General features: G+C 59.6%; 19 protein-coding genes and 1 pseudogene. 7 read left to right on the top strand and 13 right to left on the bottom strand.

Annotated features, from left to right (window positions below):
- Positions 1–465: 465 nt before the first annotated feature.
- The 7 genes from hprK to CLV97_RS17835 all read right to left on the bottom strand — a co-directional run bounded on the left by hprK (position 466) and on the right by CLV97_RS17835 (position 6,539).
- Entirely contained in the window at positions 466–1,401 is a 936-nt protein-coding gene (gene hprK / locus CLV97_RS05420; RefSeq protein WP_281257585.1) for an HPr(Ser) kinase/phosphatase, read from the bottom strand.
- A gap of 64 nt (positions 1,402–1,465) precedes the next feature.
- Complete coding sequence (locus tag CLV97_RS05415) at positions 1,466–2,575, bottom strand: ABC transporter ATP-binding protein (RefSeq protein ID WP_106344507.1); 1,110 nt, start codon at positions 2,573–2,575, stop codon at positions 1,466–1,468.
- A 121-nt stretch (positions 2,576–2,696) separates the two neighbouring features.
- A complete protein-coding gene (locus tag CLV97_RS05410; RefSeq protein ID WP_106344506.1) occupies positions 2,697–3,686 on the bottom strand; it encodes a PucR family transcriptional regulator in 990 nt (329 codons plus the stop codon).
- Between the two features lie 184 nt (positions 3,687–3,870).
- The gene (locus CLV97_RS05405; protein ID WP_106344588.1) at positions 3,871–5,427 is read right to left on the bottom strand and encodes a gamma-glutamyltransferase family protein; all 1,557 of its coding nucleotides are present in this window, start codon (positions 5,425–5,427) and stop codon (positions 3,871–3,873) included.
- A gap of 68 nt (positions 5,428–5,495) precedes the next feature.
- On the bottom strand, positions 5,496–5,843 hold the full coding sequence (locus CLV97_RS05400; RefSeq protein WP_106344505.1) for a phage holin family protein: 348 nt from the start codon (positions 5,841–5,843) through the stop codon (positions 5,496–5,498).
- Between the two features lie 20 nt (positions 5,844–5,863).
- Positions 5,864–6,259 carry a DUF302 domain-containing protein gene (locus tag CLV97_RS05395; protein WP_106344504.1) on the bottom strand — a complete coding sequence of 132 codons (396 nt, stop codon included), beginning with the start codon at positions 6,257–6,259 and terminating at the stop codon, positions 5,864–5,866.
- A 31-nt stretch (positions 6,260–6,290) separates the two neighbouring features.
- Positions 6,291–6,539, bottom strand: coding sequence for a hypothetical protein (locus tag CLV97_RS17835; RefSeq protein WP_146130412.1), 249 nt, complete (start codon positions 6,537–6,539; stop codon positions 6,291–6,293).
- Positions 6,540–6,585: 46 nt separating this feature from the next.
- Here CLV97_RS17835 and CLV97_RS05390 point away from each other — a divergent pair, with 46 nt between their 5' ends.
- The 4 genes and pseudogenes from CLV97_RS05390 (at position 6,586) to menC (ending at position 10,563) form a co-directional block, all read left to right on the top strand.
- Entirely contained in the window at positions 6,586–7,437 is an 852-nt protein-coding gene (locus CLV97_RS05390) for a MurR/RpiR family transcriptional regulator (protein WP_106344503.1), read from the top strand.
- 1 nt (position 7,438) lies between these two features.
- A pseudogene (locus tag CLV97_RS05385) lies at positions 7,439–8,579 on the top strand (M20 peptidase aminoacylase family protein).
- Entirely contained in the window at positions 8,576–9,457 is an 882-nt protein-coding gene (locus tag CLV97_RS05380; RefSeq protein ID WP_106344502.1) for a GNAT family N-acetyltransferase, read from the top strand. Before CLV97_RS05385 ends, CLV97_RS05380 begins: the two are co-directional and overlap by 4 nt.
- The gene (menC, locus tag CLV97_RS05375; RefSeq protein WP_106344501.1) at positions 9,454–10,563 is read left to right on the top strand and encodes an o-succinylbenzoate synthase; all 1,110 of its coding nucleotides are present in this window, start codon (positions 9,454–9,456) and stop codon (positions 10,561–10,563) included. Before CLV97_RS05380 ends, menC begins: the two co-directional genes overlap by 4 nt.
- Positions 10,564–11,046: 483 nt before the next feature.
- Here the strand turns inward: menC and CLV97_RS05370 are convergent, their stop codons facing one another.
- The 5 genes from CLV97_RS05370 to CLV97_RS05350 all read right to left on the bottom strand — a co-directional run bounded on the left by CLV97_RS05370 (position 11,047) and on the right by CLV97_RS05350 (position 18,361).
- Positions 11,047–11,454, bottom strand: coding sequence for a YjdF family protein (locus tag CLV97_RS05370; protein WP_106344500.1), 408 nt, complete (start codon positions 11,452–11,454; stop codon positions 11,047–11,049).
- A 412-nt stretch (positions 11,455–11,866) separates the two neighbouring features.
- Positions 11,867–14,746 carry an excinuclease ABC subunit UvrA gene (gene uvrA, locus CLV97_RS05365; RefSeq protein WP_106344499.1) on the bottom strand — a complete coding sequence of 960 codons (2,880 nt, stop codon included), beginning with the start codon at positions 14,744–14,746 and terminating at the stop codon, positions 11,867–11,869.
- A 4-nt stretch (positions 14,747–14,750) separates the two neighbouring features.
- On the bottom strand, positions 14,751–16,733 hold the full coding sequence (uvrB, locus tag CLV97_RS05360) for an excinuclease ABC subunit UvrB (protein WP_106344498.1): 1,983 nt from the start codon (positions 16,731–16,733) through the stop codon (positions 14,751–14,753).
- A 267-nt stretch (positions 16,734–17,000) separates the two neighbouring features.
- On the bottom strand, positions 17,001–17,921 hold the full coding sequence (locus tag CLV97_RS05355) for a cation diffusion facilitator family transporter (RefSeq protein WP_106344497.1): 921 nt from the start codon (positions 17,919–17,921) through the stop codon (positions 17,001–17,003).
- A gap of 101 nt (positions 17,922–18,022) precedes the next feature.
- A complete protein-coding gene (locus tag CLV97_RS05350) occupies positions 18,023–18,361 on the bottom strand; it encodes an ArsR/SmtB family transcription factor (RefSeq protein WP_106344496.1) in 339 nt (112 codons plus the stop codon).
- A 315-nt stretch (positions 18,362–18,676) separates the two neighbouring features.
- On the opposite strand from CLV97_RS05350, the gene CLV97_RS05340 reads away from it, so the two are divergent.
- From CLV97_RS05340 to CLV97_RS05330, 3 genes are all read left to right on the top strand, one after another.
- On the top strand, positions 18,677–19,498 hold the full coding sequence (locus CLV97_RS05340) for an undecaprenyl-diphosphate phosphatase (RefSeq protein ID WP_245891382.1): 822 nt from the start codon (positions 18,677–18,679) through the stop codon (positions 19,496–19,498).
- A 77-nt stretch (positions 19,499–19,575) separates the two neighbouring features.
- Entirely contained in the window at positions 19,576–19,944 is a 369-nt protein-coding gene (locus CLV97_RS05335) for a hypothetical protein (RefSeq protein ID WP_211295688.1), read from the top strand.
- A gap of 12 nt (positions 19,945–19,956) precedes the next feature.
- On the top strand, positions 19,957–20,211 hold the full coding sequence (locus tag CLV97_RS05330) for a hypothetical protein (RefSeq protein ID WP_106344494.1): 255 nt from the start codon (positions 19,957–19,959) through the stop codon (positions 20,209–20,211).
- 68 nt (positions 20,212–20,279) lie between these two features.
- Here CLV97_RS05330 and CLV97_RS05325 read toward each other — a convergent pair whose 3' ends face one another.
- Positions 20,280–21,737 (bottom strand): S41 family peptidase, encoded by a 1,458-nt coding sequence (locus CLV97_RS05325; RefSeq protein WP_211295687.1) that lies wholly within the window; start codon positions 21,735–21,737, stop codon positions 20,280–20,282.
- Positions 21,738–21,857 lie beyond the last annotated feature (120 nt).

Here is a 21,857-nt window from a genome sequence, read left to right as displayed (position 1 = left end):
AAGTCCTCCGGCGCGACGATGGACGGGCTATCGGAAGTACCGGATGAAATATATGTAATATTTAGAATTTAATCTGCCGATACAAAAAAAGCCGTTGTTCCGCATCCTCCCGGCACTTCCGGAGCGGATAACGGCACGGCGATCCCTCTGGCACCAATAAACGATATACAACAAGTTCCCCGAAGTGATTGAGATCATGAACGAACGCATCCCATTTGAAGGTTGCCCGCACCGCGCCATGAATCACAGTTCCATCCGACCCGGGCCTAAAAGCAAAAGGGAGCATTCCGCTCCTTCGCTTTCGGCTTTGACGGTTCCCACCCCGGCAGTCCGGAAGGTAAAGGCCCGACAGACCTGACCCGGACGACGGATTGCAGCGATCGACCCTCCCCCACGGGCGATGGTGCCGGTGCGGCGCCTGCGGAACCCGCTCCTGCTGGCCTCATCCGATCTTCCTCGGGATAATCAGTCCAGTTCCTCGGCTTCGTCGATCGCTGCGTTCAGCCTCTGGGCGAAGCGTCGGGCGGCGTTGTGGCCCATCTTTTTCAGCCGAAAGTTCATCGCCGCCACCTCGATGATCACCGCCAGGTTGCGGCCCGGCCGGACAGGGATCGTGAGCTGGGGAAGCTCGGTCCCGATGATGCGGATTCGCTCTTCATCCAAGCCGAGGCGGTCATACTGGCGGTCTTCCTGCCAGGCCTCCAGGCGGATCGCCAGGGAAATCTTTTTGTAGTCCCGGACTGCGCCGGCCCCGAACAGGGTCATCACATCGATGATGCCCAGCCCCCGGATCTCCAGGAGATGCCGGATCAGCTCCGGCGCGTGGCCGACCAGGGTTTCTTCTTCCGTCTGGATGATCTCCACGGCGTCGTCGGCGACGAGCCGATGGCCCCGCTTGATCAGCTCCAGGGCGGTTTCGCTCTTTCCGATCCCGCTGGCACCCATCAGGAGCACCCCGACGCCGTACACATCGACGAGCACACCGTGCAAGGTGGTCTTGGGCGCCAAGCGCTTCTCCAGGTAGTTGGTCACCTTGCTCCCGAACTTGGTCGTCGACAGGGACGTGCGCAGGACGGGGATCCCCTTTTCCTTCGCCGCGTCGCTCAGTTCCTTCGGAGCCTGCTGATTCCGGGTGATGCAGAAGCAGGGGGTGCGATCATCGCAAAGGCGGCGGGCCCGTTCCTTGCGGATCGCCTCCGGCAGTCCCTCGATAAAGGTGAGCTCCGTCCTCCCCAGCAATTGGAGCCGCTCGGCGGGATAATAGGTGAAGAATCCGGCCAGTTCCAGCCCCGGCCGATACAAATCGCTCGTCGAGATGGTCCGGCCAAGCCCCTCCCATCCGGTCAAAATCTCCAGGTCAAATTGCTGCATCAGCTCTTGAACGGTTACCTCTTTACCCACTTCTTCACCCCCTTCCCGGTCATAAAGGTGAAAAGGGCCGCCGGCGATGCCGGCCGCCCTCATTTTACAACACCGCTACTTCCGTTTCTTTGTCAAAAACATGGCATTTATTCATATCCAGGGCCAGTTTGACCTGGGCGCCGGGGCCGTACTGAGTACGGGCGTTCACCCGGGCGGTCAGCCATTTTTCACCGACGCCGCTGAGGTAGAGATACATCTCGGAACCCATGTGTTCCGCAACCTCCACTTTGACTTCCACCGCGCTGTCCGGGGAGGCTTCCAGGAAGACCGGCTCGTCGTGAATGTTCTCCGGCCGGATCCCGAAGACCACCTCTTTGCCGACATATCCGCCGTCCCGGAGGGTCTTCGCCTTGCCGTCGGGAATTTTCACCTGCAGTCCCTTGGTCCGGAAGTAGACGTCCCCGCCTTCCTCAAAGAGGGAGCCCTCGATGAAGTTCATCGCCGGGGAGCCGATGAAGCCGGCGACGAACATGTTGGCGGGATGCTCGTAGATCTCCGTCGGCGTGGCCGCCTGCTGGATCACCCCGTCCCTCATCACCACGATCCGGTTCCCCATGGTCATCGCTTCCGTCTGGTCGTGCGTCACGTAGATGACCGTCGTCTCCAACCGCTGATGCAGCTTGCTGATCTCCGTCCGCATCTGGACGCGCAACTTGGCATCCAGGTTGGACAAGGGCTCGTCCATCAGGAACACCTGCGGCTCCCGGACAATCGCCCGCCCCAGGGCCACCCGCTGCCGCTGTCCGCCGGACAAGGCCTTCGGCTTGCGGTCCAGAAGGTGTTCAATGTCCAGGATTCGTGCCGCCTCCCGAACCCGCTTGTCGATTTCGTCCTTTTTGAATTTGCGCAATTTGAGCCCGAAGGCCATGTTGTCGTACACATTCATGTGCGGATACAGGGCGTAGCTCTGGAACACCATGGCGATGTCCCGATCCTTGGGCGGCACGTCGTTCACCAGTCGATCCCCGATGTACAGCTCGCCCTCGCTGATTTCCTCCAGCCCGGCGATCATCCGAAGCGTGGTGGATTTCCCGCAGCCGGAGGGACCGACCAAGACCAGAAATTCCTTATCCTCGATATCCAGGTGAAAATCCTTGACTGCGGTCACATCTCCGAACCGCTTGTACACGTGATTCAACCGAACCCTTGCCAAGCGCTCCTCCCCCTTTTGTCAGCATGTTCAGTTTCATTCTAGCGGAAATCTGCTGAAAAAAACCATGTGGGAATGCACAAAAAAAGACGGGAGCGGTTTGGGCAAACTGCACAAATCCCCTCTACCCGCTTCCCTTGGCGCTCAACAGCAGGGCCAGTCGCATCGCCACCGCATCCTCAAACCGGCGGGCATCCAGCCCGGTTTCCTGCTTGAGCCGATCCAGCCGGTAGACGAGGGTGTTGCGGTGAAGGTGCAAACGGCGGGCGGCCTCGCTCACATTGCCGTCGAGGCGGAAAAAGACTTCCAGCATCCGCCGCCATTCGACCTCCTCCCAAAAGGGAACGGGCGAAAGATCGCTCAAAAAGGCCTCCGCCTCTTCCCGGCCGATCTGATCGAGAAGGCGTTCCAGCCGGAGCTGCCAGGTCCCGTGAACCGCCTGTTCCGGATAAAAGGTCCTGCCCAACCGTCCCGCTTCGCGCAGGGAGGCGAGGGCGCCGGGCAGTTCACGGGGGGATTCCACCGGAGGATGAACCATCACCCGGACCCGTTCCCCCGCTTCGCTGGTGACGACGTCAGCCAGTCCCTCGGCTGCCCCGAGCAACACTTCCTGCCACGGCTCTCCTCCGTCGGTATCGACCAGCGCCCAGGGTACGAGGAGCAGCATTTCCCCCGGATAGAGCGGCAGAATCCAGGTTTTCCCTTCAAAATAGCGGGCGAGAATGCGCCGGATCTCCTCCGATCCCTGCCCGCGGATGGCCCCGCGATGAACCACGTAAAAGGGAACACGCCGGTCCCAGGGAAGCCCATCGACGTCGGGAGGCGGTTCCGAAGGGCGGTCTCCCTTCAGCCAGCGGATGAGAGGGGTCATGTCCCCAGCGGGCTCCTCCTCCTTCCGCTCCCATTCGGTGAGCAGAAGCCGGACGAGGGAAACCTCCCGGGTAGAGAGGTTTCCCTCCACCTCCAACCAGACCGTCTCCCCTTCCCCGTTGTCCCTGCGAAGGGGAAAGCGCGCGCCCTTTCCTTCCTGCCCGTTCCGCTCCTTCCGGAGCCGGACGGGGAGGCCGAGGGCACGGCTCAATTTGCGGATGAAGTGTTGTAAGTCCGGATCCATCGCTGTCCCGCCTTTTGCAGCCGATTTGATGGAAGTCTTGACGCGAATAACCGGTGTGAAAAAACCCCGTTCGGAAGGGAGAAGAGATCCGTGTACAAAGGGGAAACGGCTTCACCCCGTCACCGCAATCAGCGGTCGCCGCTCCGCCGGGAATCGGTCGAGCCGGGGACTGCCCGCCTCCCGCCTAAAAAGCCGCCACCCCGCCGTCGGCGCGGGGTTCCGTTCCGCCGACCAGCGCGTCCCCGATCCGCCAAATGATCTGACCGCGGCCGAAGGAGGCGGAATCGGATAGAACCCGGATATCATGCCCCTTTCGGACCAGGGCCTCCGCGATGTGATTGGGGAAGAGCTGCTCCACCAGCACCTCCCTCCCCTTCACCCATTGCCAGCGCGGGGCGTCCAGGGCGGCTTGGGGATTCAGGCGGCGATCGATGGTGTTGACGATCACCTGGAGGTGCCCCTGGGGCTGCATAAAGCCGCCCATCACGCCGAAGGAGCCGACGGCCCGCCCGTCCCGGGTCAAAAAGCCGGGGATAATCGTGTGGTACGGGCGTTTGCCCGGCTCCAGGCAATTGGGATGGCCGGGATCCAGGGTGAAATTGCACCCCCGGTTGTGCAGGCTGATGCCCGTTCCCGGGACGACCAGACCGGAGCCGAATCCCATGTAGTTGCTCTGGATAAAGGAAACCATGTTCCCCTCGCCGTCCGCCGCGGCCAGATAGACGGTACCGCCCCTCGGCGGACTTCCCGGGAGGGGATCGGAGGCGCGCTCCCCGATCTGTTTCCTCCGCTCTTCGGCGTAAGCATCGGAAAGCAGCTCCGCCACCGGCACCTCCCTGCAGCGTGGGTCGGCGATCCACCGCTTCCCGTCCGCAAAGGCCAGCTTGATCGCCTCGATCTGCCGGTGAACCGATGCCACACCAAATTCGGCTGGATCAAACCCCTTCAGCAGGTTGAGGGCCATCAGGGTGATGAGCCCCTGGCCGTTGGGAGGAAGCTCCCACACCTCAAACCCCCGGTAGTTCACCTGGATCGGGGTCACCCATTCCGGGGAGAAGGCGGCCAGGTCCTCCGCACGCAAATAGCCCCCGTGTGTGCGGGAAAAAGCGTCGATTCGCTCGGCCAGTTCCCCCCGGTAAAAGGCCTCGGCCCGGGTTTCGGCGATGGCCTGCAGGGTCTTCGCGTGGTCCGGAGAGCGCCACCGCTCTCCGATCTCCGGCGCGTCTCCCCCAGGGGCGAAGGTGTCAAACCAGGGGGCGAACAAATCTCCGTCAAGCCGGCGATACACCTCCGCCGCCCGTTTCCAGTGCTTCCCCAACACCGGCGTGAGGGGAAAACCCTCCTCCGCGTAACGGATCGCCGGAGCCAGCACTTCCGTCAGGGGAAGCCGCCCGAAGCGCCCCGAACAGGCGGCCCAGGCGGCCGGAGCGCCGGGCACGGTGACCGGAAGCCAGCCGAATCGGGGCATCTCCGCATGACCCGCCCTTTTTACGGCCTCGAGCGAAATTCCCTTCGGCGCGGGGCCGCTGGCATTCAATCCGTACAATCGACCCTGAAACCAGATGAGGGCGAAGGCATCCCCGCCGATCCCGTTGGAGGTGGGCTCCAAGACGGTCAGGCTGGCGGCGGTGGCGATGGCCGCGTCGACGGCGTTCCCCCCCTTTCTCAGCATCTCCAGGCCGGCCTGGGCGGCCAGGGGCTGAGAGGTGGCCACCATCCCTCCGGAGGCGTACACGGCCATCCGGCGGGACGGATGCGGATAGTACAGGGGATCAAATTGCAGCACCGACCCCACCCCTTATGATTTGGTCAATTCCGCATGCTCTTCCAGATTCCGTTCAGCGCCCAGGAGATAACGCTGACGATGATCGCTCCGAAGAAGGCGCTGAGAAAACCGTCGACTTCAAATCCGGAGACGAAGGCGCCCACCAGCCAGAACAGCAGGGCATTGATGACGAAAATAAACAATCCCAGCGTCAGGAAGGAGATGGGCAGGGTGAAGAAGACCAGCACCGGTCGGATCACGGTATTGACGATCCCCAGAATCAGCGCGGCCAACAGGGCCGTTCCGAATCCCTTCACCTCGATTCCGGGAACCAACTGGGCGGCCAGGAAGACGGCCAGTCCGTTCAGCAGCAGCCTGACGATCAGGCCCATCCTATCGCTCCTTTCAGCCATCAAGCTCCTTTCAGATCATCCAGCACTTCGACGAGGACGGACTCCACCTCTTCGGCGATTCCCTTCAGCTGTTCATCGCCGGTGAGGCCGAAGAGAACAGTCAGTCTCGCCATGCCGATCCGGGTTTTCCCCGTTTCGCGGTCCTTGTACACGACCACCCTGCAGGGAAGGAAATAGCCCCCCTTCTGGTTCCGGGTCAACACCTTTTTGGGTATCTCCGGATTGCACACTTCGAGGACGCGATACTCCTGGTCCAGGTGAATCCCCTTCTCCAGCAGCTTGACGGGAATGTCCAGCTTCCACAGTACGCTGAATTTGCGTCGTGCCAATGCTTCTTCCACCGAACGCACGGCTTCATCCACCGTCAGTCCGGTCTCCACGGTGTAGTCGAACATCGGTTACCCTCCTCGATCACTGTTGACACCTTTATTGTATATCAAAAAAGCTCGCGAGTCCCTGCCCGTAAAACCGATAAGCTTCATCCCCGCAGTAGGCCCCTTCCCCCCCTTCACCGCTTTTCAGCTTTGAAAAACCCCGGCGAGCCGGCACCGCGACTTGTCTGACAATGACGCTTTCGGTCCGGGCGGAACGGCGTACATCTTTTGTCGCACGACACACATCAATAAGTATTGAGAAAAGTAATAAAATCATGCTATAATGCAGCCACCACTTCAAGAATGACAGATCCTGAAGCCGAGGCTGCAGAAGGGACGAACATTACATGTTGGAAGAACGGATTCGAAGCCGTTTTCATCAGCTTACCAACGGTCAGAAAAGGGTGGCGAAATATTTGTTGGATCACCCGGAGGAGCTGGTCGTCCGTTCCGCCGCCGATATCGGAAACGCCGCGGGGGTCAGCGAAACGACGGTGATCCGCTTTTGTCACGCCTTGCACTACAGCGGGTACGCCGAACTTCAGAAACAGATCCGCCAAGGATTGATTCAGCCGAAAAGCGGCCTGGAGAAGTACCGCGCTTCCAAACAGGATCTTGCGACGCAGCCCCACTTTTACGCGCAGGTGATGCGAAAAGACCTTTCCAATCTGGAGCGTGCGATCGCCCAGATCCGCGAGAAGGATTTGGATGTGGCCGCCCGGAGAATCGCCGAGGCCGGTCGGGTGGTGGTGGTCGGCATGCGGACCTCTTACGCCGCCGCCCATTGGCTCTCTTTCATACTCAATCTGGTACGGGGAAACACCAGGCTGTACCGCCCGGACACGGATGACATCCTGGAGATGACGGCGGATGCGGGCAGTGAGGATGTATGGATCGCCATCTCCCTCCATCGATACGCGAAAGCCACGATCCAAATCGCCGAGAGGGTCGGCCAAAAAGGGGCCTTTGTAATCGGGCTGACCGATTCGCCGGTAGCCCCCCTGTCCGACGTCAGCGATGTGACGTTAACCATCGATTCTTCCCCCACTTCCACCATCGATGCGGCACCGATGCTTTTCTCTCTCATGAACGCACTGGTGAGCGGCGTGGTCATCCGCGATCGGGAACGCTTTGAACGGCGGCGCGCCGCATACGATTCCACGCAGATGGAAGATCTTTTCGTGCAGGAGGAATTTTAGCATGAATCCCGCAGTGAAAAAGTTGGAACCCATAATTATGGAAATTTTTCAACATCTGCACAACCACCCGGAGATCAGCTGGCAGGAATATGGGACAACGTCCTATGTTGCGGGGCTGTTGGAGCGCCACGGATACCGGACAAGGCGGTTTGAGGATTGTACCGGGGTGGTCGGGGAGATCGGTTCCGGCCGGCCCGTCGTGGCGCTCCGGGCCGACATGGATGCCTTGTGGCAGGAAGTGGACGGCCGCTTCCAGGCCAACCACTCCTGCGGTCACGATGCGCACATGACCATGGTCCTCGGCACCATATTGCTCTTTCAACGGATGGGGTACTATCCGCCCGGAACTTTTCGCGTCATCTTTCAGCCTGCCGAGGAGAAGGGAACCGGGGCCCTGAGAATGGTGGAGAAACAGGTCATCCGGGACGCGGATTACTTGTACGGCGTCCACCTGCGCCCCGTACAGGAACTGAAAAACGGGACCGCCGCTCCGGCGATCCTCCACGGAGCCGCCCGCTTTATCACCGGTGAAATCATCGGAAGCGAGGCCCATGCTGCACGTCCCCATCTCGGCATCAACACCATTGAAGTGGGGGCTTCCTTCGTTCAGGAGCTCAGCCGCATCCGCCTGGACCCGATGGTGCCCCATTCCGTCAAAATGACCCGTTTCACCGCCGGTTCCGAAAGCGGAAACATCATCCCCGGCCGGGCCAGGTTCAGCCTCGACCTGCGGGCGCAGACCAACCGCATCATGGATGGAACTGACTTCGCGCGTTCACCACATCGCGAAAAGTTTGGAGCGCTTGCACCGTGTGGAAATCCGCCTCACCGACACGGCCTACACGGCCGCGGCGGAACGGAACGAAGAGGCGGAACGGCTGATGGCACGAGCGATCCGGGATGCGCTCGGCCCCGAGCGGCTGGCGGAACCGATCGTGACGCCCGGAGGGGAGGACTTTCACTTTTACCCCCTGAAAAACCCCCGGCTGAAAGCCACGATGTTGGGTCTCGGTTGCGGTTTGCGCCCGGGATTGCACCACCCGCAAATGACCTTTGATCGCGGTGCGCTCCTCAACGGGATCGACATCTTGTCTCGGGCGGTACAACTCACCTTTGCCCGTCATGAGGAGGGACATCCATGACGCGACCCATTGCCGTTCGGCGGCTCACCTCGCCGGACGAATTCAAAGCCGTGCAGCATTTGGAGAGAACCGTCTGGGGGATGGATCCGATTCCCATTCATCAAACGCTGACGGCCGTCAAAAACGGCGGCATTCTGATCGGCAGCTTCGACGGCGACCGCCTGGTCGGCTTCTGCTACGCGTTTCCCGGCTTTGACGGCAAACGAACCTACCTCTGTTCGCACATGATGGGCGTCGCCCCCTCCTACCGCGGGATGGGCCTCGGAAAGCGAATGAAATGGGCGCAACGCGAATGGGCCCTCTCCAGGGGCTATTCGCTGATCACCTGGACCTACGATCCCCTGGAAAGCGTCAACGCTTCCCTCAACCTGAACGCGCTGCGCGCCATCTGCAACACGTACGTCGAAAACTGCTACGGAGAGATGGACGATGTGCTCAACCGGGGCCTTCCGACGGATCGTTTTCAGGTGGAATGGTGGCTCGACAGCCCCCATGTGACGAACCCCGCCCCGCCGCCGACGACGATGGGTTTGCATCGCCGGGTGTGCGATTGGTCCGTCAATTCGGACGGAATGCCTCAACTGCCGGAAAACGTGGAACAAACCTTGGCGGGGGCAGAACACTTTCCGGATGGAACAGATTCCCTTCTGGTTCCCATCCCTGTCCGGTTCCAGCACATCAAATCCCGCGATCTGGTTCTGGCCCGGGATTGGCGCATGAAGACCCGGACGATTTTTCAGGCGCTCTTTTCGAAGGGTTACGCGGCCACAGGAACCCTTCGCCAATCGGGGGAACCGGTGCATTACTATGTCTTGCAACAGAGGGAGCGGCTCCGAATCGACACGTCGGCCGAAACAGAAAAGGGGGATAAATCATGAAGATCGCTCGCGTCACCCTGCGCCAGCTTCGCATGCGTCTGAAGGCCCCGTTTGTCACCAGCTTCGGTTCCTTCCTCGACAAGGACTTTCTTCTGGTCGAAGTGACCGATACGGACGGAACCAGCGGATGGGGGGAGTCGGTCGCTTTTTCCTCCCCCTGGTACAGCGAGGAAACGGTGAAAACCAACTGGCACATCCTGGAGGACTTTTTGATCCCGATCCTGTTTAAAGAGCCCGTTCGCCATCCGGGGGAGCTGTCGGCACGCTTCTCCCCCCTGCGGCGGAACAACATGGCGAAATCCGCATTGGAAGGAGCCGTGTGGGATCTGTACGCGCGGCGGAGCGGGCAGGCGCTGGCGGCGGCTTTGGGAGGGGAAAAAGCGGAGATCGAAGTGGGAATCAGCATCGGCATCCAGCCGACGATCACCGATTTGCTGCGGCTCATTGAAAGGCACGCGGCGGAAGGTTACCGTCGCATCAAAGTGAAAATCAAGCCCGGTTGGGATATCGAAGTGATCAAGGAAGTGCGCAGGCACTTCCCCGACATTCCCCTGATGGCCGATGCCAACTCCGCCTACCGGCTCGGCGACGCGGCCCGGTTGAAAGAACTGGACGCGTACAACCTGATGATGATCGAACAACCTCTGGCCTTCGATGATATCATCGACCACGCCGCCCTTCAGGCACAACTGTCCACACCGATCTGCCTGGACGAGAGCATCCACTCCGCCGAAGATGCGCGCAAGGCGATCGAACTGGGAAGTTGTAAGATCATCAATATCAAGATCGGTCGGGTCGGCGGATTGACCGAGGCCCGGCGAATCCACGACCTGTGCCTCGACCGCGGCATTCCCGTCTGGTGCGGGGGAATGCTGGAGTCCGGTATCGGTCGGGCTCACAACATTGCGATCACTTCCCTCCCCGGGTTTACACTGCCCGGAGATACCGCCGCTTCCTCCCGTTACTGGGAGCAGGACATCATCGATCCGGAAGTGATTGTGGAGAACGGCCGCATACGGATTCCGAAGAAACCGGGGCTCGGATTTGAGCCGGTTCGGAATCGGATGGATCAGCACACGATCCGAAGCCAAACCTACCGGCCATAATCGGTGGGGGTCAACACAGTAAAAAAGAGTGGGAGGGAATGCGGATTTACGTTGGGTTTGCTGAGCTGCTCGATAAAAGGACGAAAGACAGCGCCTCGGGCAGCTCACCCTGCATTCCCGGGATTCTGTCCCCAAGCGATCCGGTCGCCCGGCCGGCGGTACCGATGGCCGTGATCCGAATTGGGAATGATCTGCCGCCGTCAGCTTGATATCAAGAAGTGAGGGAATTTTGAACGGTATCCATGCCGGAAACAAAGCGGGTTCAGATTATCCGCCCCTTGCAGGGAGCAAAAAAGTGTCCTGTACGGACACTGAGATTGAAGTCAAACCCCCGGCCTTTTCTTTGAAAAAGGAACGGGGGTAGTCATTATATTTTTTTGTCGTTTTGAACCTCAGCAGCAAGGATTCGTTTCTCAGTTACCCGCATAAGCCTCCTGTATCGTGCATAACTGACCATAGGGGGGTAGCCGCCCCCTCTCTACTCTATCTGCCGCGATGTTTTTCCTTTCTCTTTTTCACTTTCAACTCCCGCCTTTTCGCGGCGAGCGCTTCTTTTCTCGCCTTTGCCGACTTCCTGCGCTCTTGTTTGCGCCTTTCATACTCGTGCTTTATCGCCATTTGCGCGTAAGTGGAAACGCCTTTTTGTTTCATTTCTTTCGCCGCTTGCCGTGCCAGTCGCTTGGGATTCACCTTTTTCTCCCTGCGGCGAGCAGAAACGTGTTCCCTGGATTCAGCGATCAACCGAAGCATGTTTCTTTGGACGAAGAGCAACACTTCGTTATCTTTGGGTTCTCTGCCAAAAACATATTGAGCCGCTTTCAGTCGGTCCCCGTCCCATTGCTCGATGACTCCCACCCAAAACTGGCCATTGAAAAAAACAGTCAGTTTCATTTCCTTCGTTCCCCCTCTTGTACATTCAAAAAGGGAATGATGGACATCCCGAGGGGGGAAGGTTACTGACACCGGAAATCTCCGTTTCCGATGCAACCGGACTACCAACCGGTTCGTGTTTTTACATTCCCTTATTAAGCAGCATTATTTTACATTTTGCCAATTGTGTTTATCCACTCATCTCATCATCAGTTGAGTCCGTTTTTGTGTAAAAAGGGTCTATTTGATAAGAACCATTCTCAAAAAACCTCAAGCGGACGACGCCGGATACCTGACAAATGCGTCCGTCATGCATTTCAAGAGTTTTTACCGTCATCGGCCACCGCCGCAAATTCAATGTCCGCCGGGTTTGTCAACAACCTCATTGTCGTCTTCTTCGACCTGGGGCAAAAAATCACAGCCCCGCCGTCCGTCAGGACGACGAGGCCAACTGTTCCTCCAACTCTCGGATTTGCCGCTCCATCCGCTCCCGGTCCCGTTTCAGGATCGGGCCGAGAAAGCGTCCCGTGTGGGAAGCTTGCACTCCGACGACTTCCTCCGGCGTCCCCTCCGCGACGATGGTGCCGCCGGCGTCTCCCCCCTCCGGACCGAGATCGATGATGTAATCGGCGGTCTTGATCACGTCCAGATTGTGTTCGATCACCAGGACCGTGTCGCCGTTTTCCACCAGCTGCTGCAACACATCCAGCAGGCGGGCGATGTCGTCGATGTGCAGGCCGGTGGTCGGTTCGTCCAGGATGTAGAGGGTGCGACCGTTGCTCCGCTTGTAGAGCTCCGATGCCAGTTTCACCCGCTGGGCCTCCCCGCCGGACAGGGTGGTGGCCGGTTGTCCCAGTTTCATGTAGCCGAGGCCCACATCGTAGAGGGTTTGCAGTTTCCGCTTGATGCGGGGGATGTTTTTGAAAAAGTCGAGGGCCTCCTCCACCGTCATCTCCAACACGTCGGAGACGTTTTTCCCCTTGTACTTGATCTCCAGGGTCTCCCGGTTGTAGCGCTTGCCCTTGCACACCTCGCAGGGCACGTAGACATCGGGGAGGAAATGCATCTCGATCTTGATGATCCCGTCGCCGCGGCAGGCTTCACAGCGCCCGCCCTTCACGTTGAAGCTGAAGCGCCCCTTCTTGTACCCGCGCACCTTGGCTTCGGGGGTGGAGGAGAACACCTCCCGAATGTCGTCGAAGACGCCGGTGTAGGTGGCCGGATTGGACCGGGGCGTGCGGCCGATGGGCGATTGGTCGATGTTGATCACCTTGTCCAGGTGTTCAATCCCCACAATTTCGTCATGATCGCCGGGAATCCCCTTCGCCTTGTTCAGCCGGCGCGCCAGAGCCTTGAGGAGCACTTCGTTGACCAGGGTACTCTTCCCCGAGCCGGACACCCCGGTGACGCAGACGAACAATCCCAGCGGAATGCGCACGTCGATGTTCTTCAGATTGTTCTCCCGGGCTCCGCGCACCTCCAGCCACTTGTGGTTCGGCCGGCGCCGCTCCTCCGGCAGGGGGATGAATTTTTTCCCGCTCAGATACTGGCCGGTGAGGGAGTCCGGGTTGGCCATCACTTCCTTGGGAGTGCCGGCGGCTACCACCCGGCCTCCGTGGGCGCCGGCCCCCGGTCCGATATCGATGATGTAGTCGGCAGCCAGCATCGTATCCTCGTCGTGCTCCACCACGATCAGGGTGTTCCCCAGGTCCCGCATCTGCTCCAGGGTGCGGATCAGCCGGTTGTTGTCCCTCTGATGGAGCCCGATGCTCGGCTCGTCCAGGATGTACAGCACCCCCATCAGGCTGGAACCGATCTGCGTCGCCAGGCGGATGCGCTGCGCCTCTCCCCCCGACAGCGTGCCCGCCGCCCGGTGGAGGGTGAGATAGTCCAAACCCACGTTGACCAGAAATCCGAGGCGGTTTTTGATCTCCTTCAACACCTGCCGGGCGATGGCTTCCTCCTTCTCGGTCAGCTTCAGCCCGTCGAAAAAGGCCATCGCATCCCGCACCGACAACCGGGTGACGTAATCGATGTTCTTCCCGCCCACATAGACATGGAGGCTTTCCCGGCGCAGCCGGGCGCCGCGACAGGTTTGACAGGGCTTCTCCGTCATGTAGGACTCGATCATCTCCCGCACATGATCGGAGCTGGTCTCCCGGTACCGGCGCGTCAAGTTGGGCACCACGCCCTCGTAGCGGACGGAAGTTTTCCGCCGGCCGCCGAAATCGCTCTCGTACTCAAAGGGAATCCGATCCGGCGCTCCGTACAGGAGCAGCCTCCGGCTCTCCTCGGACAAATCGGCGAAGGGCGTGTCCCGATCGATGCCGAAATGATCGCAGACCGCCTCCAGCAACTGCTCGTAATAGCTGCCGGGGGAGCCGGACCAGGGTTCAATCGCCCCTTCCCGGAGGGTTTTTCCCTTGTCGGGAACCACCAGTTCGGGGTCCACCTCCATCCGGCTTCCCAAACCGTCGCAGGCGGGACAGGCGCCGTAGGGGCTGTTGAAGGAAAACATCCGCGGGGAAAGCTCGTCGAGGCTGTAGCCGCACTCGGGACAGGCCAGATTTTGGCTGAACAGGAGCTCCTCCCCGTCCACCACGTCGACCAGCACCTGGCCTCCGGTCAGGTTGACCGCCGTCTCCAGGGAGTCCGCCAGGCGGGTTTCGATGCCCGGCTTCACCACGATCCGGTCGACCACCACTTCGATGGTGTGCTTTTTGTTCTTTTCCAGGCGGATCTCCTCGGTGAGCTCCCGCATCTCCCCGTCGACCCGGACGCGGACAAATCCCTCCCGGGCGATCTCCTTGAGCAGTTTGACATGCTCCCCCTTGCGTCCCTTCACCACCGGAGCGAGAATCTGAATCCGCGTCCGCTCGGGCAGCTCCATGACGCGGTCCACCATCTGCTGCAGGGTTTGGGCGCTGATCTCGATGCCGTGTTCCGGACAGACCGGACGGCCGATCCGTGCGAACAACAGCCGGAGATAGTCGTAAATCTCCGTGACGGTTCCCACGGTGGAGCGGGGATTGCGGGAGGTGGTTTTCTGATCGATGGAGATGGCCGGCGATAGCCCTTCGATCGCATCCACGTCCGGTTTGTCCATTTGGCCGAGAAACTGACGGGCGTAGGCGGAGAGGGACTCCACATAGCGGCGCTGCCCCTCGGCGTAGATGGTGTCGAAGGCCAGCGACGACTTGCCGGATCCGGACAAGCCCGTCAGAACGACCAACTTGTCCCGGGGGATGGTGACGTCGATCCCTTTCAGATTGTGCACCCTCGCGCCGCGAATGACGATGTTTTCCTGTGCCATCGGTTCAAGCTCCTTCCGCCTTCAGCTCGATAATCATGTCCCGGAGCTCGGCGGCCCGCTCGAACTCCAGTTTCCGTGCCGCTTCCTTCATTTCCTTTTCGAGTTGGCTGATCAGGTTTCGGCGTTCCTTTTTGCCCATGCTGCGCACATCCAGAGCTTTTCCGTAGGGGGCCTTCTCCTCCGCGACTTTGGTGGCCTCGATCACCTCGCGCACCGCCTTGCGGACGGTCTGCGGCGTAATGCCGTGCTTTTCGTTGTACTCCCGCTGGATCCGGCGCCGCCGCTCCGTCTCGTCGATGGCTTTGCGCATCGAATCGGTGATCGTGTCCGCATACATGATCACCTCGCCATTGGCGTTGCGGGCGGCCCGGCCGATGGTCTGGATGAGGGAGCGCTCGGCCCGGAGAAATCCTTCCTTGTCCGCATCCAAAATGGCCACCAGGGACACTTCCGGCAAGTCCAACCCTTCCCGGAGGAGGTTGATCCCGACGAGCACGTCAAATTCGCCCAACCGGAGATCCCGCAGAATCTGCATCCGCTCGATGGTCTTGATGTCCGAATGGAGGTAACGGACGCGGATCTCCATCTCCTTGAGGTAATCGGTCAGATCCTCCGCCATCTTCTTGGTCAGGGTGGTGATCAGGACCCGTTCGTCCCGCTGGACGCGTTTGCGAATTTCGCCGATCAGATCGTCGATCTGGCCCTTGGTCGGCCGGACGTGCACCTTGGGATCCAACAGCCCCGTCGGCCGGATGATCTGCTCCACCACATCCGGCGCCTTCTCCAACTCATAGGGCCCGGGAGTGGCGGAAACGAAGATGACCTGGTTGATCCGCTCCTCGAACTCCTCGAAGCGCAAAGGACGGTTGTCCAGGGCCGAGGGCAGGCGGAAGCCGTGCTCCACCAGCACTTCCTTCCGGGATCGGTCCCCGTTGTACATCGCGTGAAGCTGCGGGACGGTCACGTGGGACTCGTCGATGATCATCAGGTAATCATCGGGGAAATAATCCAGCAGGGTGTAGGGGGGTTCTCCCGGTTTTTTGCCCACCAGATGGCGGGAATAGTTCTCGATTCCGGAGCAGAACCCCATCTCCCGCATCATCTCCATGTCGTAGCGGGTCCGCTGCTCCAGACGCTGCGCCTCCAGCAGCTTGCCCTGATCGCGCAGTTCCTTCAGCCGCGCCTCCAGCTCCGCTTCGATGTCCCGAAGAGCGCGGGCCATCACGTCGGAAGCGGTGACATAGTGGGAGGCGGGAAAGATGGCGACGTGTTCCCGATCCCCGATGATCTCTCCCGTCAACACGTCGATCTCCCGGATCCGCTCGATTTCATCGCCGAAAAACTCCACCCGGACCGCCTGCTCGCTCCGGGAGACGGGGAAGATCTCCAAAACATCCCCGCGGACGCGAAACGTTCCCCGGACAAAGTTGATGTCGTTGCGGGTGTACTGGATGTCCACCAGTTTGCGCAGGATCTCGTTCCGCTCCCGTTCCATTCCGACCCGGAGGGACAGCACCTGATCCCGGTATTCCTCCGGCGAACCCAAGCCGTAGATGCAGGACACGCTGGCGACGATGATCACATCCCGCCGCTCGAACAAAGCGCTGGTCGCCGAGTGGCGCAGCTTGTCGATCTCGTCGTTGATCGACGCATCCTTCTCGATGTAAGTATCCGTCTGCGGGACATAGGCTTCCGGCTGATAATAGTCGTAGTAGCTGACAAAATACTCCACCGCGTTGTGGGGGAAAAATTCCTTCAACTCTCCGCACAGCTGGGCCGCCAGCGTCTTGTTGTGGGCGATCACCAGGGTCGGCTTGTTGACGCGGGCGATCGTGTGCGCGATGGTGAAGGTCTTCCCGGTTCCCGTCGCCCCCAGGAGTGTCTGGTACCGTTTCCCGTCGAGCACCCCGCGGGCGAGCTCCTCAATCGCTTTGGGCTGATCTCCCCGGGGCTCAAATTCGGACACCAGACGAAAGCGCTGCTCCATCCCCGATCACCTCGAAATTATCATCCCATCCATTATATCACAGAAAGGGACGGGAACACTCGTTCCGGAAAAACAATTTTCAACCCCATTTTTTCCCTTTTCTCCCCCTTCAACACTTCCAAGAATCAAAAAAGAAGCCCCCTCGGAGGCGGATCGACTGGGAGCAACTGCGCCGAGACTCATTGCGGCCGGGAAAGGAAAATCGACTCCCGCCTCCGAATCCCGGTGGCTTGTCAATTCTTTTGCGGAGACGTCCTGCGTTCTCCCTCACACCTCCATCTCCGCGTGCTGAAGCTGGGACTTCTCCACCTGAATCGTCGTGTGCCGGATCTGGAACTTCTCCTCGATCCGGCGGATCGCTTCCTGAAGGATCCTCTGGCAATCGCAATCGTCTTCAACCAGCAGGTGGCAACTCAGCGAGTCCAGCCCGGAAGTGATCGTCCAGATGTGCAAATCGTGCACATCCCGTACCCCCGGGATGGATTGAAGGGTCCGTCCCACTTCTTCGTGATCGATCGCGGCAGGGGTCCCCTCCATCAGGATATGCGTGGCCTGGTTGAGGACGCCCCATGCGCTTTTCAGAATCAGCAACGCCACCAGGACGCTGATGAGGGGGTCCGCCCAATACCAGGAAAACAGAAGCATCACGAGCCCACCGACAATCGCCCCCGCGGATCCCAGTGCATCCCCGATCACATGGAGGTATGCGCTCCGGAGGTTCACATTCCCCTGAACATCCCCCTTGTGCAAGAGGAACCAGGCACTGGCCAGATTGGCCAAAAGCCCGACGGCGGCGATGGCCACCATCGTACCGCCGGCCACCCGGGGCGGTTCCACCAATCGCTCGACAGCCTCCCAAACGATGAAGCCGGCGATGATGAACAGCGTCACTCCGTTGAAAAGGGCGGCGAGAATCTCAAAACGGTAAAAACCGTACGTTTTTCGGGGTGATGGGGGTTTGAGGGCAAACCACATGGCCGCCAGGCTCAGCGCAAGGGATCCGGCGTCGCTCAGCATGTGGCCCGCATCCGACAGCAACGCCAGGCTGTTGGTGATCAATCCCCCGAAAAATTCCAGGAGCATGATGGCCACGGTGATGCTCAGGGCGATGGTCAATCCCTTTTTGTTCTTCTCCCGCTGGTGATGGGCCTCAGGGTGACCGTGCCCGTGATGATGGTGATGATGCATGATGGACCTCCTTCAAAGATGGTGAAACGGTGCCGGCCGGAGGGGACGCGGAAGGGCCCGGTCAGGGCGCCGGCTGCTCCCCCTGTCCGTCGGCGGCATCCCTAGTCGTGCTGGACGTGCCGGATGGTCTGGAGCAGCATATGGATGACGTGATCATCATCGCAGGAGTAATAAAAGGTGTGCCCCTCCCGGCGGTATTTCACGAGCCGCAAAGTTCGCAACAAGGACAATTGATGGGAAACGGCGGACTGGGACAAATCCAGCATTTCCGCCACCCGGGTCACCGAGCATTCCCCCTGGGACAGCAAATAGAGAATCCGAATCCGCGTCGGATCGGCCAAGGCTTTGAACAGCTTCGAGACTTCCTCCACCGTTTCCGGAGACAGAGCGACCTGCTCTTGAGGTGCCACTTGCTCGCTCCTCCTTTTATATATGAACATATGTGCATATATGTTATTAACATTCTATCACATCGGTGTTATTCTTGTAACATCCAGATCAGGCCGGTGAGGGACATGCAGTCGCGCGGATTTCGCGCCGCGCTCCCCCTCCCGCCCTCGAAAAAACGCTTCAACATGCGCTGAATCCCGCCGCCCCCGACTTCCGTTATCTCAAAGAGGCGGGGTCCGACGGCGGCATCGGTGTCGTTCAGGATTGATGCGGAAAAGGTTTTTCCCGGATGTGCCCTGGCAAACCCGGTATGCAAACCGCACCGGACACAGCATGCAAACCCATGAAACGTTGGAGGGGATACCGTGGAGTTTTGGATGGAAATCCTCAAGTTTTTGTATCTCGGATTGTTGCAAGGTTTCACCGAACCCATCCCCGTCTCTTCGAGCGGACACCTGATACTCGCCCAGCACTTCCTGGGCGTCGCCGTCGAGGGGCACAAACAATTGGCTTTCGCCGTTCTGGTCAATTTCGCTTCCCTGTTGGCCGTTCTGGTGATCTACCGGCAGGATTTGCACCGTCTCGCCACCCGAACCCTCCGCTATCTCAAAGAGAGGGACCCCGCCGATGAAGGGGAAGCCCGGTTCGTCCTGTACATCGTGCTGGGTACGATCCCCGCGGCGGTGCTCGGCCTACTGTTCAACGATCTGATCGAATCCTGGCTGACCGGTGTGACCGTCGTCGGGATCACCCTGATCATCACGGGATTCGCTCTGTGGGTGATCCGCAACCTGAAGGGTCGGAAAATGGACGGAGATCTGCGGTTGGGCGACGCCCTCATCGTCGGCTTCGCGCAGGCCCTCGCTCTGATCCCGGGCATCAGCCGTTCCGGAGCCACGATCGTGGCCGGCATGCTGCGGGGGATGAACCAGGAAACGGCCCTCCGCTATTCCTTCATGCTGTACATCCCCGTCAGTCTGGGAGGCATCGTGCTGGAGGGGGATGACATTCTTCATGCGGTCACGGATGCGAATACGCTCCTGCTCTACACCATCGCCTTCATCGCCACCTTTGTCGCCAGCTATTTTGCCCTGAAATGGTTCATGAACGTGATGAGGCACGGCAATCTCAAGGTGTTTTACATCTACTGCTTCATCGTGGGTTTCCTCGTCGTTCTCTTCGGCTGAACGCGGGACGAACCCCGGATCGCCCGGCGGCAATTCCCGTCTGATACGATCATAGCAAGCACAGGAGAGGATCGGTTATGAACATCCGGCACCTTCGGTGGTTTGCATCCTTTCTCGCTCTGATATTGCTGCTTGCGGCCTGTTCCGTCCCGGCCGTCGACGAAAAACCCCAATTCGCCAGCAAAAAGCATCTGGACGATCATTACGTCAAGCACGTAATCCGGCAGAAAGAATTTGGAAAAATATCCAAGAAGAAATACCTGCGCCGGGCCCAGGAACTGGTCACCTCCGAACCGGGAGGCGACATCCTGGTGAAGCGGCGCTCCAACGGCGACCGGCTGTTCTACAATCAGAAAACCAACGAATTTGCGGTGTTGAGCGAGGACGGCATCATTCGCACCTTTTTCAAGCCGAAGGACGGCATCGATTATTTCCGCAGGCAGTAAGGAGGCGACATCATGTCTCACCTCTGTCCCGTATGCGGTTATGACGGGTTGGAGGCCCCCCCCTACGACGCAAAGGGAAATCCCTCCCATGAGATCTGCAGCTGTTGCGGCTTTGAATTCGGGTATGACGACCAAAGCCAGGGGGACAGCTTTTCGGACTACCGAAAAAAATGGCTGGCGGAAGGAGCGAAGTGGTTCGATCCGGCGTGCAAGCCCGAAAACTGGTCCCTGAAGGAGCAATTGAAGCGAATCGGAATACAGCGGTGAACGGATCCGCACATGGATAAACCCCCCGCACCCATCAGGGTGTGGGGGGTTTTTTCCGGTTCGCAAAATCACTTCATTTGTTTCTTCAGCACATCGATGGCCACCTGGAGCTGAATGTCGCTCTCGGGGTCGCGCAACAGTTTCAGAAACTCTTCCTGCAGCTTCAGCGCGGTTTTTTGATCCACTTGCCCAGACACCGGGAGTTTGCGGGTTTTCTGGAACGCCTTGACGGCCAGTTCCGTCTGTTCGCTGAAATAACCGTCGGTTCGGCCCGGAGGATAGCCCATGCCGTCCAGTATCAGCTGCAGATTCCGCACTTCGGTCGATGCCATGTCCCGCTTCAGGGGCTTATCCGGCATCGGCGGAGTGGCTCGGGCGTAGGCCGGGGGTTTGGCGGTCACATCGGGTTTGATCCCCTTCGTTCCCCCTTTTTGGTCGATCCAGATGCCCTTCGGCGTGAGCCATTTCGCCATCGTCAGCTTCAGATTGCTGCCGTCGTCGAAGTCCTTGGCGGTCTGCACCGTTCCTTTCCCGAAGGTGGTCTGGCCGACGAGGGTGTATCCCCCCGACTCCTTCAGGGCAGCGGCCAGAATCTCCGAAGCGCTGGCGCTTCCCTTGTCGATCAACACGACGATGGGATAGGGCTTCGGCTCCTTGAGCTTCGACTTGTACTCCACCCGCTGTCCCCGTTTGTCCTCGGTGAACATGATGGGTTTCTCGCCGGGGACCAGATCTTCGGCGATTTCCAACACCGCCGGCAACAAGCCGCCGGGATTGCCCCGCAGGTCGATGACCAGCCCTTTCATCCCCTGCCCTTCCAACTTCTCCAGGGCATCGGCAAAGTCCTTGGCCGTATCCTCCGCAAACTGGCTGATCTCTATTTTTCCGATGCCGCCCTTCAGCATCTGCGCATCGACGGTCTCAATCGGAATCTCATCCCTGGTCACCGTGATGTGCAGAATTTCCGAATGGCCCGGCCGGACCACTTCCAGCTTCGCCTTCGTTCCCTTGGGACCGCGGATCTTCATCACCGCTTCATTGAGGGTCATCCCCTCCAGGCTGACGCCGTTCACTTTGATCACCTGGTCCTCCGGACGGAGGCCCGCCTTTTCGGCCGGAGATCCTTTGAAGGGGGACACGATGGTGACTCGTCCGTTTTTCATCGTCACCTCCGCCCCGATCCCTTCAAAGGAAGACTCGAGGGTGGAGTGAAACTGTTTTGCCGTCTCCTGATCCATGTAGACGGAATAGGGATCGTCCAGGGCCTCCACCATCCCGCTGATCGCCCCGTCGATCAATTTCTGGTCATTCACATCCCGGATGTATTCCTGCTTGATCATCCTGTAAGCCCGTTGCAGCTTCTGCAGGCCGTCCTCCAGACCGTCCCCACTATTTGAGGCCGGAACGCTTCCGGGAAGGATCGATGCGATCGACTCACTTGCACCGAACGCCGCAGCCGTGAGCAAGCTGCTGCACAGCACGGAAAAGACGATCAATATCGCCGCTGTGCGACCGCGGATATACATGAAAACACCACCCTTTAAACCGCCTGTTACGGTTGGAGATAGGGGAACATCCCATAACGGATCGCTTGTTTCGTCGGAATGGGGTGCACGGAAGCATCGCCCGGCTGGATTTCCGGATTC

Source organism: Planifilum fimeticola (genome assembly GCF_003001905.1).
GTDB lineage: Bacteria > Bacillota > Bacilli > Thermoactinomycetales > DSM-44946 > Planifilum > Planifilum fimeticola.
The sequence above is the reverse complement of the archived record's forward strand: the minus strand, read 5'-3'. Positions and strand labels throughout refer to the sequence as shown.

Excerpts from the sequence above, each read along its gene's own strand:
- CLV97_RS05405 (WP_106344588.1), bottom strand. The coding sequence starts at position 5,427 with ATGGCCGTGTACGCCTCCGGAGGGATGGTGGCCACCTCTCAGCCCCTG.
- CLV97_RS05395 (WP_106344504.1), bottom strand. The coding sequence starts at position 6,259 with ATGTTCGACTACACCGTGGAGACCGGACTGACGGTGGATGAAGCCGTG.
- CLV97_RS05330 (WP_106344494.1), top strand. The coding sequence starts at position 19,957 with ATGTCTCACCTCTGTCCCGTATGCGGTTATGACGGGTTGGAGGCCCCC.
- CLV97_RS05350 (WP_106344496.1), bottom strand. The coding sequence starts at position 18,361 with ATGTTCATATATAAAAGGAGGAGCGAGCAAGTGGCACCTCAAGAGCAG.
- CLV97_RS05335 (WP_211295688.1), top strand. The coding sequence starts at position 19,576 with ATGAACATCCGGCACCTTCGGTGGTTTGCATCCTTTCTCGCTCTGATA.
- uvrB (WP_106344498.1), bottom strand. The coding sequence starts at position 16,733 with ATGGAGCAGCGCTTTCGTCTGGTGTCCGAATTTGAGCCCCGGGGAGAT.
- CLV97_RS05355 (WP_106344497.1), bottom strand. The coding sequence starts at position 17,921 with ATGCATCATCACCATCATCACGGGCACGGTCACCCTGAGGCCCATCAC.
- uvrA (WP_106344499.1), bottom strand. The coding sequence starts at position 14,746 with ATGGCACAGGAAAACATCGTCATTCGCGGCGCGAGGGTGCACAATCTG.
- CLV97_RS05380 (WP_106344502.1), top strand. The coding sequence starts at position 8,576 with ATGACGCGACCCATTGCCGTTCGGCGGCTCACCTCGCCGGACGAATTC.
- CLV97_RS05325 (WP_211295687.1), bottom strand. The coding sequence starts at position 21,737 with ATGTATATCCGCGGTCGCACAGCGGCGATATTGATCGTCTTTTCCGTG.
- CLV97_RS05400 (WP_106344505.1), bottom strand. The coding sequence starts at position 5,843 with ATGGGCCTGATCGTCAGGCTGCTGCTGAACGGACTGGCCGTCTTCCTG.
- CLV97_RS05410 (WP_106344506.1), bottom strand. The coding sequence starts at position 3,686 with ATGGATCCGGACTTACAACACTTCATCCGCAAATTGAGCCGTGCCCTC.
- CLV97_RS05370 (WP_106344500.1), bottom strand. The coding sequence starts at position 11,454 with ATGAAACTGACTGTTTTTTTCAATGGCCAGTTTTGGGTGGGAGTCATC.
- CLV97_RS05390 (WP_106344503.1), top strand. The coding sequence starts at position 6,586 with ATGTTGGAAGAACGGATTCGAAGCCGTTTTCATCAGCTTACCAACGGT.
- menC (WP_106344501.1), top strand. The coding sequence starts at position 9,454 with ATGAAGATCGCTCGCGTCACCCTGCGCCAGCTTCGCATGCGTCTGAAG.